This is a genomic window from Streptomyces sp. WZ.A104 (assembly GCF_002382885.1).
Lineage (GTDB): Bacteria > Actinomycetota > Actinomycetes > Streptomycetales > Streptomycetaceae > Streptomyces.
This window is the reverse complement of the sequence record NZ_NWVL01000019.1, coordinates 41,931-56,436: the sequence shown is the minus strand read 5'-3', so window position 1 is coordinate 56,436 and position 14,506 is coordinate 41,931. Positions and strand designations below refer to the sequence as shown.

The 14,506-nt window shown below is 68.8% G+C and carries 10 protein-coding genes and 1 pseudogene; 2 read left to right on the top strand and 9 right to left on the bottom strand.

Going from position 1 to position 14,506, the window contains the following annotated elements; genetic code table 11:
• Nucleotides 1-66: 66 nt before the first annotated feature.
• From CIB93_RS12975 to CIB93_RS12965, 3 genes are all read right to left on the bottom strand, one after another.
• On the bottom strand, nucleotides 67-1,683 hold the full coding sequence (locus CIB93_RS12975) for an ABC transporter substrate-binding protein (RefSeq protein WP_096626945.1): 1,617 nt from the start codon (nucleotides 1,681-1,683) through the stop codon (nucleotides 67-69).
• A gap of 572 nt (nucleotides 1,684-2,255) precedes the next feature.
• A complete protein-coding gene (gene typA / locus CIB93_RS12970) occupies nucleotides 2,256-4,130 on the bottom strand; it encodes a translational GTPase TypA (RefSeq protein WP_096626944.1) in 1,875 nt (624 codons plus the stop codon).
• A gap of 427 nt (nucleotides 4,131-4,557) precedes the next feature.
• Nucleotides 4,558-7,083, bottom strand: coding sequence for an ABC transporter family substrate-binding protein (locus CIB93_RS12965; RefSeq protein WP_096626943.1), 2,526 nt, complete (start codon nucleotides 7,081-7,083; stop codon nucleotides 4,558-4,560).
• Nucleotides 7,084-7,504: 421 nt separating this feature from the next.
• On the opposite strand from CIB93_RS12965, the gene CIB93_RS12960 reads away from it, so the two are divergent.
• Nucleotides 7,505-8,548: a hypothetical protein gene (locus CIB93_RS12960; RefSeq protein ID WP_096626942.1), complete on the top strand. Its 1,044-nt coding sequence runs from the start codon at nucleotides 7,505-7,507 to the stop codon at nucleotides 8,546-8,548.
• A gap of 86 nt (nucleotides 8,549-8,634) precedes the next feature.
• Here CIB93_RS12960 and CIB93_RS12955 read toward each other — a convergent pair.
• Both CIB93_RS12955 and CIB93_RS12950 read right to left on the bottom strand, forming a co-directional pair.
• Nucleotides 8,635-8,970, bottom strand: a pseudogene (locus tag CIB93_RS12955) (acetylxylan esterase); the annotation flags it as partial.
• 32 nt (nucleotides 8,971-9,002) lie between these two features.
• A complete protein-coding gene (locus CIB93_RS12950) occupies nucleotides 9,003-9,227 on the bottom strand; it encodes a hypothetical protein (RefSeq protein WP_257002162.1) in 225 nt (74 codons plus the stop codon).
• A 148-nt stretch (nucleotides 9,228-9,375) separates the two neighbouring features.
• Between CIB93_RS12950 and CIB93_RS12945 the strand changes: the two genes are divergently transcribed.
• Nucleotides 9,376-9,711 carry a cupin domain-containing protein gene (locus CIB93_RS12945; protein WP_096626940.1) on the top strand — a complete coding sequence of 112 codons (336 nt, stop codon included), beginning with the start codon at nucleotides 9,376-9,378 and terminating at the stop codon, nucleotides 9,709-9,711.
• Nucleotides 9,712-9,803: 92 nt separating this feature from the next.
• On the opposite strand, the gene CIB93_RS12940 is transcribed toward CIB93_RS12945, so the two are convergent.
• The 4 genes from CIB93_RS12940 to CIB93_RS12920 all read right to left on the bottom strand — a co-directional run bounded on the left by CIB93_RS12940 (nucleotide 9,804) and on the right by CIB93_RS12920 (nucleotide 14,505).
• Nucleotides 9,804-10,814, bottom strand: coding sequence for a YdcF family protein (locus tag CIB93_RS12940; protein WP_096626939.1), 1,011 nt, complete (start codon nucleotides 10,812-10,814; stop codon nucleotides 9,804-9,806).
• A gap of 198 nt (nucleotides 10,815-11,012) precedes the next feature.
• On the bottom strand, nucleotides 11,013-11,471 hold the full coding sequence (locus CIB93_RS12935) for a hypothetical protein (RefSeq protein ID WP_096626938.1): 459 nt from the start codon (nucleotides 11,469-11,471) through the stop codon (nucleotides 11,013-11,015).
• A gap of 816 nt (nucleotides 11,472-12,287) precedes the next feature.
• Complete coding sequence (locus tag CIB93_RS12925) at nucleotides 12,288-12,674, bottom strand: nuclear transport factor 2 family protein (protein ID WP_033948004.1); 387 nt, start codon at nucleotides 12,672-12,674, stop codon at nucleotides 12,288-12,290.
• 271 nt (nucleotides 12,675-12,945) lie between these two features.
• The gene (locus tag CIB93_RS12920; protein WP_096626937.1) at nucleotides 12,946-14,505 is read right to left on the bottom strand and encodes a DUF6056 family protein; all 1,560 of its coding nucleotides are present in this window, start codon (nucleotides 14,503-14,505) and stop codon (nucleotides 12,946-12,948) included.
• Between the last annotated feature and the right edge of the window lies 1 nt (nucleotide 14,506).

Genomic DNA, 14,506 nt, shown 5'->3' with positions numbered 1-14,506 from the left:
CTCCGGTCGCGCCGATGACCGACGCGACCGGATGACGGCCAGGTGGGGAAATGACCCGCAGGCGTGTTACTTGGTGGTGACGCCGGTCAGTTCGAGGTCACCGTGGAAGTCGACCTTGACGTTGTCGACGTTCTTTCCGTGGCCGCCGTTGATGCGGTAGTACCAGAGCGGGATCGCCGGCATCTTCTCGACGAGCGCCTTCTCGACCTCCTGGTAGGCGGCGACGGACTCTTCCAGCGAGTCGGCCTTGTCGCCCTTGGCCATCAGCTCGTCGATCTCCTTGTCGGAGAAGCGACCGTTGTTGGACTCCGCCTTGGAGTGGTAGAGCTCCTTGATGAAGTTCACGTTGACCGGGTAGTCGGCGACCCAGCCACCGCGGTACATGCCCTTGACCTCGTTGTTGTCACGAGCCTCAAGGTCGGTCGGGAAGTCCGGCTTGGCGTCGCCGACGCAGTCGACCCCGGTGGAGTTGCGGATGGACTCGCAGACCGCGGTCACCCACTCCTTGTGCCCGCCGTCGGCGTTGTACTGGATGGAGAACTTGTTCCCCGGGACACCGCCACCCTCCTTGATGAGGGCCTTGGCCTTGACCGGGTCGAACTTCAGGAAGTCCGACTCCAGCTGCTGGTTGCCCTTGACCTGCGGCGGCGTGAAGCTCGTCGCGGGCGTACGGGTGCTGTTCAGGACGGTCTTGGTGATCGTGTCACGGTCGATCGCCATGGACAGACCCTGGAGGACCTTGGGGTCGATGTCCTTGAAGGTGTCCGTGTAGAACGCCGGGACGAGCGTCTGGATCGCGGCGTACGGCTGCTCGATGGCGCCGTCGCCGAGGTCCGACTTGTACTTGGGCAGGTCACGCGGACCGACCTGGCGGATGATGTCCAGGTTGCCCGAGACGACGTCCGCGTAAGCGGCCTCGACGGTCGAGTAGTTCTTGAACTGGATGCCCTTGTTGGCAGCCTTGTTCGGGCCCTGGTACTGGTCCCAGGCCTTGACCTGGATCAGCTTCTTGCGGTCCCACTTCTCGAAGGTGTACGGACCGTTACCGATCGGCTTGAGGCCGAACGCCTTCGGGTCGTCGTAGAACACCTTCGGCAGCGGCGCGAACGTCGAGTAGCCGAGCTTGTAGTTGAAGTACGGAACCTTCTCCGTCAGCTCGATGGTGAAGGTGGTGTCGTCCACGGCCGTCAGGCCAGACATCTTGTCGGACTTCGGCTCACCCTTGTCCGGGTGGACGTCCGCGTAGCCCTTGATGTCGGAGAACCAGAACGCGTTCTGCTGCTTGTTCTTGACGTTGGCGTACCAGTTCCACGCGTCGATGTAGGACTGCGCGGTGACGTCCTCGCCGTTGTGGAACTTCCAGCCCTTCTTGAGCTTGACGGTCCACGTCTTGGAGTCCTCGGTCTCCACGGACTCGGCGTTCGTGAGAACGATCTCGCCCTTGGAGTCGAAGTCCAGCAGCTGGGTGAACAGCGACTGGATGACGTAGGAGCCGTTGCTCTCGTTGGTGTCGGCCGGCATCAGCAGCTTCTGGGGCTCACCGACGTCGATCGAGACGTAACCGGCAGGCTGACCCGACGTGTTCTTCTTGTCACCGTCACCACTGCCACCGCCACAGGCCGTCGCGGCCAGGGCGATGATTGCCGCTCCCGCGACCCACTTGGCGCTCTTGGCACCGCGCATGGGTTTCCTCCTCATGAGTCCACTTTTTGACTACAAGAAGGGCACTGGAGAGATTCACCGACACCCCTGACGGTGATCGTTCAGTGCCCCGAGTGTGCTCGTGAGTCGGCACTCCCCACAGTGCGTGACCCATTGACCCGAGCTCAATGGAGCCAACTATTGAGTACGACCGGGCTGTAAACCACACTTAAAGGGTCTCGGTTTGACAACATCAGACCCCCCCGTGTGCCCGAAATCCGGACAAAGTGATCCCAGACAGACACGCCCGAAACGGACTGTTAACACATGTTCCGGAGAGCGACCCCCGATATCCGGACACCGCGGTCAGGAAAAGAGATTGACGAAGGCCCGGCCCCCCACAGTGTCTGCGGGGGGCCGGGCCTTCTGTCAATGCCTGTGCTGACGGTCCGTCCGACCGGATGAATCGCGATCGGACGGGCCTTCGCATACGGAGCGTGTGCCTCCGGCCGTGCCGAGCCCCTGGAGGGGCTCAGGAAGCAGGCGCTCGCCCAGCGCTGCTCGGCGCGGACTCAGCCGTACTTGGCGACGGCTCAGGCGTGCTCGGCTCGGACTCAGCCGTTCTTGGCGCGCGAGGCGGCGCGGCTGCGCTCCCTCTGGTCCAGGACGACCTTGCGGATACGCACGGTCTCCGGGGTCACCTCGATGCACTCGTCCTCGCGGCAGAACTCCAGGGACTGCTCCAGCGACAGCTTGCGGGCCGGGACCACGTTCTCCGTGGTGTCCGCGGAGGCCGCACGCATGTTGGTGAGCTTCTTCTCCTTGGTGATGTTCACGTCCATGTCGTCGGCGCGGGAGTTCTCGCCGATGATCATGCCCTCGTAGACCTCGGTGCCGGCCTCGGTGAAGATGACACCGCGCTCCTGGAGGTTGACCATCGCGAACGGCGTGACGGAGCCCGCGCGGTCGGCCACCAGCGAGCCGTTGTGACGCGTACGCAGGTCACCGAACCACGGCTCGTGGCCCTCGAAGATCGAGTGCGCGATGCCGGTGCCGCGGGTCTGGGTCAGGAACTCCGTACGGAAGCCGATGAGGCCGCGGGAGGGCACGATCCACTCCATGCGGACCCAGCCCGAACCGTGGTTCGTCATGGTCTCCATCCGGCCCTTGCGGGTCGCCATGAGCTGGGTGATGGCGCCGAGGTGCTCCTCGGGGGAGTCGATCGTCATGCGCTCGATCGGCTCGTGGGTCTTGCCGTCGATCTGCTTGGTGACGACCTCGGGCTTGCCCACGGTCAGCTCGAAGCCCTCGCGGCGCATCTGCTCGACCAGGATGGCGAGCGCGAGCTCACCGCGGCCCTGGACCTCCCAGGCGTCGGGGCGCTCGGTGTCCAGGACGCGGAGCGAGACGTTACCGATCAGCTCGCGGTCCAGGCGGTCCTTCACCTGGCGGGCGGTGACCTTGTGGCCCTTGCCGCCCTTGCCGACGAGCGGCGAGGTGTTGGTGCCGATGGTCATCGAGATGGCGGGCTCGTCGACCGTGATCAGCGGCAGCGCGATCGGGTTCTCGGGGTCGGCCAGGGTCTCGCCGATCATGATGTCCGGGATACCGGCGATGGCGCAGATGTCGCCCGGGCCCGCCACCTCGGCCGGCTTGCGGGTGAGCGCCTCCGTCATCATCAGCTCGGTGATGCGGACGCTGGACATGGTGCCGTCGCGCTTGATCCAGGTGACGGTCTGGCCCTTGCGCAGCTCGCCCTGCTCGACGCGGCACAGCGCGATACGGCCGAGGAAGTTGTCGGCGTCCAGGTTGGTGACGTGAGCCTGGAGCGGCGCGTCCTCGTCGTACTCCGGGGCCGGGACGTGCGACAGGATCGTGGAGAAGAAGGGCTCCAGGTTCTCGCTGTCCTGCGGGACGGTGCCGTCCTCGGGCTTGGTCAGCGAGGCGACGCCGTCACGGGCGCAGGCGTAGACGATCGGGAACTCGATCTGGTCCTCGTCCGCGTCCAGGTCCAGGAACAGGTCGTACGTCTCGTCGACGACCTCGGCGATCCGGGAGTCGGGGCGGTCCGTCTTGTTGATGCACAGGATGACCGGCATCTTCGCGGCCAGCGCCTTGCGCAGCACGAAGCGGGTCTGGGGCAGCGGGCCCTCGGAGGCGTCGACGAGCAGCACGACCGCGTCCACCATCGACAGACCGCGCTCGACCTCGCCGCCGAAGTCGGCGTGGCCGGGGGTGTCGATGATGTTGATCGTGATCGGGTCCCCGCCGTCCTTGGGGTGGTACTTCACCGCCGTGTTCTTGGCGAGGATCGTGATGCCCTTCTCACGCTCCAGGTCGTTCGAGTCCATCATGCGGTCGTCGAGCGACTCGGCGGCGTGCGCGGCGAAGGAGCCGGCCTGCTTGAGCATGGCGTCGACCAGCGTGGTCTTGCCGTGGTCGACGTGGGCGACGATGGCTACGTTACGGATGTCGTGGCGCGTGGGCATGGGTGGCTTGCGCTTCTCTCGGATCGTGGGATCAGGCGTCTCAGTCGGTCTTCGAGTCCTCGTACGCCCGCCGGGCGGCACGCCACGGCTCGTCCCATGGTACGGGCCCTGCGCCCACCGGGCTTCCCGGGCCGATCCGCAGAGGCGGTCTTCCCGTGTGATTCAGGCGATATTCAGCCGGTGTCAAGGGCGGAGGAGGGCCCTTGGGTGCTGCGGTGAGCCGATGTCAAGGTGCTGCCGGGCCCGTGGGGGGCCGGTGGGGGGAGCTGTGGTGGAGCTCTGGCGAAGCTTTGGGGGGGGTGAGGAGTGGTGAAGCGATGAACGGCCCGGGTCAGGGCAGGAACCACATTGCCCGCCGGGCAAACCGGCGGGCAAGGGTTTTGAGGTGCATCTGAGCTTGGCGGCGGAGGGGCGGGGCGCTTCCCCGCTACTTCTTGCGGTCTGCGGGGGAACCTGCCGCTTTCCGGTTCTTGAACCCGATGTCCTGATACCGGGGGGCGGCGAACCCGAAGGCGCCGACGTTCACGAGCTTTTTGTCGACCGCGACGAGCTGCGGGCGCTGGAAGAGCGGAATCGATCCGGCGGCGGCCCAGATCCGGGCGTCCGCCTGCTTCATCAGCTCCCTCGCGGCCTTCTCGTCCAGCTCGGCGACGGCCTGGTCGAAGAGCTGGTCGATGTGGTCGGTGCCGACGCGCGTGTAGTTCTGCTCGACGAGGAGCGATCCGTCGGTGGCGGGCTCCGGCTTGGCGTAGATCGGGCGCCCGTCGGTGGCCGGGTAGGCGGTGGCGGGCCAGGAGTAGAGCGCCAGGTCGAAGTCGCCGGAGGCGATGTGGTCCTTGAAGTAGCTCTCGTCGGAGACCTTGGTGATCTCCGTGCCGATCCCGATCTTCTGCAGCATCGCCGCGATCTTGTCACCGACGCTGCGCAGCGACTGGGAGCCGGGCCCGGAGGGGAGCACGAAGCGCAGGGTCAGCGTCTTGCCGTCCTTGCCGAGCTGTCCCTTGGCCGCGGCGGGGGCAGCCGGGGCCGCGGTACCCACGGGGGCGTACGCTCCGGCGGCGACGCCGGGCTGCTTGTCCTGGGCGGCGGCACCGTCCGCACCGAGGGCTCCGGCCTGGCGGAGCAGGGCGGTGCTCTGGGCGGCGGCCGCCCGGGCGGGGGCGAGGACGTGGACGGCGGAGGCGCCGGTGGCGGAGGCCGGGGGCCGCACGGGGGCCTGGGCGCCGGGCTTGTTGTCGCCGCCGACGATGTAGAGGCCCTCGTCGCGGGAGGCGGCGGTGTCCTCGGAGTCCTGGTCGGCCTTCTTCTTCGCGGCCGCCTTCTCTTCCTTCTCGGCCTTCTCCTCGGCCTTCTCTTCCTTCTCGGCCTTCTCCTCGGCCTTCTCTTCCTTCTCGGCCTTCTTCTCGTCCGCCTCCTCGTCGGCCTTCTTCTTCTCGGCCGCCTCGGACCCCTCGGCGTCGGCGCCCGTCTCCTTCTTGTCCTCCTCCTTCTCCTTCTTGTCCTTCTCCTTCGCCGCGTCGTCCTTCTTCTCCGCCTCGCTGCCCGCCTTGGTGTCCTTGGGCTTGTCGAGGGCGCCGCCCCGGGTCCAGCCGGCGTCCGCCAGCAGAGCCCGGGCCTCCTTGGTGTCCTGGTCGCCGAGCGCGCCGCTGCCGTCCTTGTAGCCGGGCTGCCCGGCGAGGGCGAGGTGACTGCCGAGCGGCTTCGCCGGAAGGCCCAGGGGCCCCAGCACCGTCCGGGCGAGCTCCTCGCGGTCCAGGGCGCGGGCCACCGCGCGCCGGACCCGGTCGTCGGCGAGCGGCCCGGACTCGCCGTTCAGCGCGAGCTGGGTGTAGGCGGGCTCCAGGGACTTGCGGACGGCGAAGTCGCGCAGGGCCTTCTGCTGGGCCCCGTACACGGCGACGGCCTTACGGTTCTTCTCCCGGGCCGCCTGCGCGATCTCCGCCTGCTCCTCGTCGGAGCCGTACGCCAGGGCCCAGGAGCGCAGGGCCGCGGCGGGTGTGATCTCGGAGCCGGGGCCGTGGGTGAGCGGCTGCCCGTTGTTCCCCCGGTCGCGGCGGGCGAGGGTGATGCGGTCGGCGGTGGCCGCGTCGATGTCGGCGACGTGCACCGTGCCGTCGGCGAGGGCCTTCGTACGGTCCTTGGTGGCGACGGCATGGAAGACGAGGGTGTCCAGCTTGGCCCTGTCGCCCCACCAGCGCGGGTTGCGGGCCAGGGTGACGGTGCCCTTGGACTTGCTGACACTGCGCAGGACGAAGGGCCCGGCGGTGTTCTTCAGCGTCGTGCGCGCCCCGTCGTTGAAGGCGTCCGGGGAGCCGGTGATCTCCTTCGGGTAGAGCGGGGAGAACAGCGAGCGCCAGTCGGCGTACGGCTTGGAGAAGGTGACCCGCACCTGGAGGTCGTCCGCGCCGCGCTCGATCTTCTCGACCCGCTCGTACCCGGCGTTGCGGGCGGTCCAGAACGCGGAGTCCTTGCCGCTGAGCGCCCGCCACTGGGCGACGAAGTCGGGGGCCCCGATCTCCCGTCCGTCGCTCCACACCGCCTGCTGGTTGAGCTTGTAGAGGACCACTTGCTTCGGCTCACGCTCGATGATCTTCGCGGACTCCAGATAGTCCGGGTTGAGCTTCGGCTGCCCGGAGGCGTCCATCGGGAAGAGGGTGGGGAGCAGGGCGCCGGTGATCCGGGTGGTGGCACTGTCGGCGTCCGCCTGGAAGGCGTTGAAGGTGGCGGGCAGCGCGTCGACCGCCCAGTTCACCGTCGAGCCGTCGGCGACCGCGTCGCGGGCGGCGGGTGCGATGTCCTGGGGAACCGCCCGGGAGGCCTCCTCGGTGCCGGAGCTGCATCCCGCCAGTACCGGGATCGTAAGCACCCCCGTCGTGAGGAGCGCGAGCGATCGGCACTGGCGAAGCGATCGGCGCTTTCGGACCGTCCCGCGCGGGACGCCGACGTGGGACATGGCTGGTACCTCCGGGGCCGGCCCGGACCACCCCGTACCGGAATGGACCGGATAGTGCGTGTTTGGTGGCATTTGCAGTTGATCACACCGATTCCTTCCACCCACTGAAAGCGCCCGCCTGCGCGAGGGGACGGCGACACGACGGACACGGGCCCGAAGCTCACTCGCCCGGAGGAACGTTTTGGCGCGCGCTCAAACGCGACTGCGCAGCCATCAGGAGCGGATAACCTCGCCCCCTGTCGGCACGTAGGGATGAACATCGGAACGCCGGTATGCGCTCCTATGAGGCGCTGATCCAGAAGGCAGTGAATGACGGCACCATCGGGCCGAGTGACGCGATCTCCATCACCAACACCCGAGGCAACACCGGCTGCTGAATCTCGGAAACTGGTCCCACCGCATCACACCACCGGGAGCCAGAATGAGCCGTACCACCCCGCCGCGCCCCGTCGACATCACCGCGGTCGTTCCTCAACTGGCCCCGTTGGCACGTCCCGCGACCCGGCTGCACCCGCGTCCCGGAACACCGTCACCCCACGAAAGCTCGATCGGCGGGCCACTGCTGTGGCCCGCCGACGAGCCGTGGCCCCAGTGCGAAGGCCCGCACGAGTGGGATCAACTGAACGAGGCTCTGGCCCCGGATGACGTACGGCTGCAACGGCGCATCCGGGCGGCACGAGCGACGCGGCCGGACGACAGCACCTGGACAGCGCCGTACACGATCGAGGAGTGGATGCGCTATCAGCGGATCGAGGGCGGCCCCTGGCCGGAAGGGCCGGTCGCCCTGCTGCCCGTGGCGCAGCTGTACGCGCGCGACATCCCCTCGCTGCGCCCGCCCGGACAGTCCGAGGCCGATCTCCTCCAGGTGCTGTGGTGCCCCTTCGACCACCCCGCCCACCCCGAGCCCGCGCTGTTCTGGCGGTCCTCGGCGGATGTCACCGAAACTCTCACAGCCCCGCCCGAACCGCCCGTGATCCAGTTCCCCGGCTATCTGCCCGAGCCGTGCCTGCTCGCGCCGGAACAGATCACCGAGTACCCCAACCCCATGGAGCTGAGCAGCGAACTACAGCGACGGCTGGAGGACTGGCGCACCTGGCAGGCGGCCGGGGCCGCAGTCGCCCCTTCCTACGAGCCCACGCCGCGGGCCTTCTACCGGAACGAGCTGTCGGTGGCTCCCGGCTGGAAGGTCGGCGGCTGGACCCGTTGGGGCCTCACCGATCCCGTCCCCAGGCTCTGCCCCGCATGCGGCACCCAAATGGACCCGCTGCTGACGATCGCCTCCGCCGAATGGAACGCCGTCACCCTCAGTTGGGCCCCCTATGAGGACCAGGCCCGCCCCACGCCGCCCCTGCCTGCCCCTCAGCCGTCGAATCCGACCATGCTCGACCTCGCCCGAGGCTACGACCTGCAACTCCATCTCTGTCCGGCGTCCCCGGACCACCCGTACACCTACCTGGTCCAGTAGGCCCCGGCCCAGGGCGCCGGGACGCCTCGCGGGGTGCACGGCATGACGGTGGGACTGGCCGGACCAGGAGGTGGTCCAGTGCCACGCGCCCTGATCCGCTCCCCGAAGAACCGCGTCCGGTTCGCGTCCAGCTCCTCCGCCTCGGCCGTCATCCCCCGGTACGCGAAGTGCCCGGCCGCCAGCACCTGGATCTCCCGCTCCCCGGCCAGCGCGTGGTGCACGGCGAACTGCCCTGGCGGCGGCACGGACGGGTCGAGGAGCGCGGCCGCGACGAGGGTGGGCGGGCCTCAGCCGGATCGCCCCGTCGCCGCGTCCAAGTAGCGCGGTACGCCCGTGACTTCGGGGTGCTCGCGGTAGTGCGCCCGGACCGCCTCGCCGCTGCCCGCGCAGGGCAGGGTCAGGCGCAGCTGGTGGTCACGGAACACCGCAGCCCCGGCCATGATCCGCCGGGCTCCTAGCGGCGCCCCTTCTTCGCGCGGGCACGGCCCACAGCTTGGTTGACGCCTTCCAGGAGGCAGGTGACGGCCACGACCGTCATCAGGCGCAGCCACCACGGAAAGCCGAAGAACTGCCCGCCAACGAAAACCACGCCGAGCGAAACAGTGAGCGTCAGCCAGTAGGGAAGGCTTCTCACCTCGTCGTTCTTCGACGGGACTCCCACACCTTCATCTGCGTGCACTTCGATTCCCCCGTATATGTTTCGCCCATTGGTCTTCCTTGAGCCGCGTGGGCCCGACTTGGTCAGGGTCGGGTGCGGCGGACATCGATCTTAAGCGCTCGTAAGGGTCTTGGGTGCTGGGGGTCGGGTGTATCACTAGGCTCATGCCATGGAGATCATCAAGGGCGCCGGAGTGTGGGCGCATCCCGGCGAAGTGGGCAACGACTGGGTTGAGCAGCTACGGACGTCAGATCTGTCGCTGGGCACGTACTGCATCCCCGTCGGAGGGCGCGATACCCAGAGCCCTCACACCGAGGATGAGATCTACGTCGTCATGGCCGGGCGGGCCAAGATCATGACGCCTGACCGGACGTCCGAGGTGGGCCCCGGGGCGGTGATCTTCGTACCGGCCGGTGAGGAGCACCGATTCATCGACGTGACCGAGGACTTGGCGTTGCTCGTGGTGTTCGGTCCCGCCTTCGGGTCGCGTACGCCCAAGTCGTAGACACCACAGGGCTCTGGGCCGCCGCGGGCCTATGACCAGGGATGGCACCTCTTCATGATCGTGTCACGAGTTCCCAGTGGCCGCCCTCCCTCTCACCAGCCCATGCCGACCACCACAGCCAGCGCCGCCAGCAGCACGCACAAAGCAGCGTTGACGATCCGGTGTTCCCAGAAGACCGCGACGAACTCCCGGATCGTGGCGCTCGGCCAGAAGTACGCGGCCGTCGGAGAGCCGATCACCTGGCCGCGCACGCCCTCCCGGCGGGCGGTCATCGCCGCGCGGAACGCGTGGAAGTTGTTGGTCACCACGACGCATACGTAACGCTCGTCGGCCGCCTCCATCAGCCGTCGGCTGAAGCGCAGGTTCTCCGTCGTCGTACGGGAGCGGGACTCCTCCAGGACGAGTTCCGGGTCGGCACCCTCGGCTGCCAGCCAGCGGCCCATCGCCTCGGCCTCCGGCAGTTTCTCGTCCACGCCCTGGCCGCCGGAGACCAGCAGTACGGGGGCCGCCGCACCTCGTGCCACCTGCTGCTCCTGGATGCGGAGTCCGGCCCGCAAGCGCGAGGCGAGCAGCGGAGGCACGCGTTCACCTGCGATGAGGCCCGAGCCCAGCATCACCACGAAGTCCACATCGCCGCGCACGCGGATGCGCCCGTACAGAAAGGCGTAGGCGAGGAAGCAGAGGAACAGGAAGCCGATATAGCCGGTGATCAGCACTACGGCCAGGATGAACGACCGGTACGCGTTCGAGCCGCCGAAGTAGTCGGCCGTGGCCACGAGCGTCAGGACGACGAAAATACCCACCCCGGCCAGCCCCGACAGGAGGTTGGCCGGTCTGCGGCCTTCCTTGCGGACCATGGTGAGGCCGTTGACGAGGAGGAAGCCGCCGAGGACCACGACCGCGAGGACGGGGACGAGGAAGACCAGCGAGTACACCAGGACAGCCAGATTCCCCGGCAGCCGGTCCACCTGCGTCAGCAGGGCGAACGACAGGCTCAGCACGGTCAGGCCGAGCAGGACCGCGTTACGGAACTGGCGACGGTCCTGCCGTACGCCCCAGCAGAACCAGAGGAGGAAGACGGCTGTCGGTACGAAGGCGATCACTGGGACCTCGGGTGCGTCGGGTGCGTCGGGTGCGTCGGGTGCGTCGGGTCGGTCGGCCGCGTGGTACGCGGCACCGTCGAGGCGGGGGCAGCGGGGGGGCAGCGGGTCGGTGAGTCCGCAGGACCCCAGGTCCGCAGGACCCCAAGTCCGCGGGCGCAGGTCCGCGGGCGCAGGTCCGCAGGGCCCCAGGTCGGCGGCCTACTGCGTCGAGCGGCGGTTCCCCTCGACCCAGTCGTCGTTCGTCTGCCAGGCGTACAGCGTGTGGTTCTCCAGCGAGACGTAGTAGGAGCCGCAGCGGCCCTTCGCGCTGCTCGCGACCCCCGAGGGGAACCAGGACGCGCTGATCTCGGGAGCCGGGGCCGGGCCGCTCCCGCCGTCGAGCGGTTCACACCGCGCGGGGAGGCCGCCGTCGCTGAGCGTGGCCTTCAGGATGCGCTCGCCGCCGGTGGTCTTCATGGCGTACTCGACAGAGGCCGCGTCGTCCGGCAGCCAGCGGGGAACGGACTCGCGCTCCTCCTTCGCCTCCTTGCCCGTCGCGTAGGCCGAGGTCTGCTCGTGACGCCCTTCGTACCACTCCTTGGCCTCGGGTACGGCCACCGCGGCCGCGACTCCGAGCACCGCCACGGCGCCCACGACGCCTATCAGAACGCCACGCATGTTCTCTCCTGTTCGACTGCGAACGAATCTCTTTTGCTCACCTCCACTTTCGACTGCGAATGACCTGAAAGCATCAAACTATGGGACATTTAGGCGTACGCCTCTGGTCGTACGGCCCCCTAAGCGATGCTCCGTGACTCCGAATCCACTTTGAGCAGGCTGCCACTGGAACTGGTGCGCGCCTGTCGCCCGGAGCTGAGGAGTCAGTTGCGGTCGGACCCGCCTTCCAGCAGGTAGTCGACGTTCCGTTGCAGGATGGCCAGCGCGGTGGCCGGAGACACCCGCCCGGGAGGCGACGGAAGCGGGCCGACCGTCAGCCGTGAAAGGCACGCAGGCCGACCGGCGAGCTGAGACGCTCCGGGCGTGGCTGGTGTGATCACGGCGTCGGAGCCGCGCCTGGATAACCCGTTCTACGCGCTGAGCCCTCGCGCCTTCGGCGAGCTGGTCACGGTTCCACTGCGCCAGGGCATGGAGACGGTCCGGTGTGCATGGTCCGGTGTACACGGTCCGCAGGAACCGGCCATGGAGCCTCCCACTGGTGTGTGTGCGGGTCATGGAGGCCGACGAGGAGAACGGATCCCGCCTCGTGATGCAGGACATCCAGGGCAACGAGCTCTGTGTCGACTGACGTGCCCGGCCGCAGAGCCCTCGGCGTCCACCATCAGCAGATCGCACCGGCAGACCACCCGCGTGCGGCCGGGGCGGACGACCTCCGCACGGGACGACCGAAGCGTAGTGAAGATGATCTCGGCTGGGCAGACCCGAGGCCCCGGACGGGGCCGGTTCAGGAGGAGGACGGCGCCGGAGGAGAACGACTCAGGAGGCGGACGGCCCGATCTCCCCCGCGAAGACGATGACCTGGTCGATGAGGCTCCGACGCAGATGGACGACGTCCGTTCCCGCCAGGCGGGGGCCTCCGTCCGGCGTCGTGAAGACCCACTGGTACCGGGCCCACTCGTCCGGCATGTCCACCGCCGAACAGCGCACCATCGTGCCGGTCCCCGCGGGGTGGCGCCGGATGTCCAGCACGAACCGCTCGACCGCCTCGATCCCCTCACTGCGACCCAACGGTCCCCAGAAGACCACGTCCGAGGTGAGGGCCTGGGAGAGCAGCGCAGTCACATAGCTGTCGTCCGAGGCGTTGAACGCGGAGATGAACGTGTCGATCGCGGACCGCGCGGTCTCTTCCTGCTCTTCCTGCATGCACCAGTAATACCAGTCGCCCCGCGGACCGCGCTCGCCCCGTGAGCCGTCTCCCGACCACGGTGAACCATCCCGGTCACAGCACTGGGACGGCGAGCTGCGCCGGTAACCCCTGGCACACCAAGGTTCCGATCGAGACGCAAGGGCGCTGCCGGACACCTGCCCGCCGGAGACCGGCGCGTTTGTGGGCCATCGGCTCTCAGCAGCCAGAGATCCGCGGCCGGAGATCCCCCGAACCTCGGGCATCGACGGACCCCGACAGCTGCCGGCCTCAGGGGTTCCTGGCCCCGTCCGTGACGCGGTCCAGCCCATAGAAGTCGGCGACGCATCCGCCCGGCCAGTAGCTGCGGCCCCCCTTGCTGAAGGGCTCCAGGGTGCCGCTGATGACCAGTCGCTCGTAGGGGAGGACTCGTTCGCCCGCCGCCGCTCCCTCCCGCAGGCGGCGGTCCTGGGCGTCCCACTTCTCGGCCCGCGCGCGCATGTTCGTGTCCAGGTTGAGCAGCGCGACCGCCGGACCGAAGCAGACCAGCACGCACAGCGCGGCGGCCCCTGCCTTCACCGGGGCGGTGCGCCATGCGCGGCGGCGGACCGCGAGGCCCAGGAGGGTGCCGACGCCGACCAGCAGGATGACGTACAGCAGGAGGTAGTCGTTCCACAACCGGTTGGCGCTCGGGTCGCTCACCCGGTCCTGGAAGACCGGGTAGGCGATGACCGTGCAGAGGTAGCCGGAGGACAGGAGCGTGAGCAATCCGGCGGCGGTCAGCAGGGGCCAGTGCGCCGGCGGGCGGGGTGCCCTGCCGTCCGAGCGGGCGCACAGCAGGCCGAGCAGTACGCCTGCCGCGACCGCGCCCACGTACTGCCAGGTCGCGGCGACGGTGACGGTGATCTCGGCGAAGCCGCGCAGCGACGCGGCGAGCGACTCGGGGGCCAGCAGCGACGTCGTCTCCGCCCCGAACCGGTTCCGGCGGTTGGTCGAGCCGGGGGAGGTGATGAGGACGAGGGCCCCGACCACGGTCCCGGCGATGCCCGCCGCGCACCACAGGCGGACGAAGGCCCGGTCAGGGGCGGGAACGACGCGGCCGCTCAGGAGCAGGGCGGCCACCAGCACCATCACCACCACGATCGCCGTCTCCTCGGACAGCGTGGCGAGGAAGGCGGACATGAGGAGCGCCACGGCCACCGCGGCCGCCCTGCCCCGACGAGTACGGGCCAGCAGCAGCGGGATCAGGGCCGCGCAGGCCAGGACCGGTGGCAGGGTGTGCGAGACCGAGGCGGCGGGCCAGTAGAACGTCTTGTACGTGTTCGGGGTGACGAACAGGAACAGCGCCGTGACCATGGCAGCGAGCAGGAGCGGCAGGCCGCGCGGAGTGCTCAGCCGGGCCCGGCGCAGTGCCACGACGGCCACGGCCCACAGGACCGCGAGCACCAGGGCCCCGCTGACCAGTGGGAACCACTGGTGGCCCGCCACCTGGAACTTCGCGTAGGCGCCGACCATGAGAGCGTTGGCGACGCGGCCGTTGTCGTCGAAGTAGAACTTCCCGACGATTCCCGCGATGCCGTCGTCCCGTACGACAGGCAGGAAGCACCAGTCGTCGGCGCTGGGCCTCACCCACCGGCCGAACCAGGACGCCGCGGCGAGCAGGGACAGCGGCGGGAGCGCCAGGGCGGTCACCCAGAGAGCGGTCCACGGGCGGCCCTGCGCACCCCCGTTGCCGTTCCCGTTGCCCCTGGTCCTGCCCTTTCCCCTTCCCCTGCCCTTCCCTCTCAGCTGCCGCGCGTCCTGGCCCTCAGGCCGTTCCGGGGCGGTCGTTCCGGGAACGTGCTCGGGCATC

Excerpts from the sequence above, each read along its gene's own strand:
- CIB93_RS12975 (WP_096626945.1), bottom strand. The coding sequence starts at position 1,683 with ATGCGCGGTGCCAAGAGCGCCAAGTGGGTCGCGGGAGCGGCAATCATC.
- typA (WP_096626944.1), bottom strand. The coding sequence starts at position 4,130 with ATGCCCACGCGCCACGACATCCGTAACGTAGCCATCGTCGCCCACGTC.
- CIB93_RS12965 (WP_096626943.1), bottom strand. The coding sequence starts at position 7,083 with ATGTCCCACGTCGGCGTCCCGCGCGGGACGGTCCGAAAGCGCCGATCG.
- CIB93_RS12960 (WP_096626942.1), top strand. The coding sequence starts at position 7,505 with ATGAGCCGTACCACCCCGCCGCGCCCCGTCGACATCACCGCGGTCGTT.
- CIB93_RS12945 (WP_096626940.1), top strand. The coding sequence starts at position 9,376 with ATGGAGATCATCAAGGGCGCCGGAGTGTGGGCGCATCCCGGCGAAGTG.
- CIB93_RS12935 (WP_096626938.1), bottom strand. The coding sequence starts at position 11,471 with ATGCGTGGCGTTCTGATAGGCGTCGTGGGCGCCGTGGCGGTGCTCGGA.
- CIB93_RS12925 (WP_033948004.1), bottom strand. The coding sequence starts at position 12,674 with ATGCAGGAAGAGCAGGAAGAGACCGCGCGGTCCGCGATCGACACGTTC.
- CIB93_RS12920 (WP_096626937.1), bottom strand. The coding sequence starts at position 14,505 with ATGCCCGAGCACGTTCCCGGAACGACCGCCCCGGAACGGCCTGAGGGC.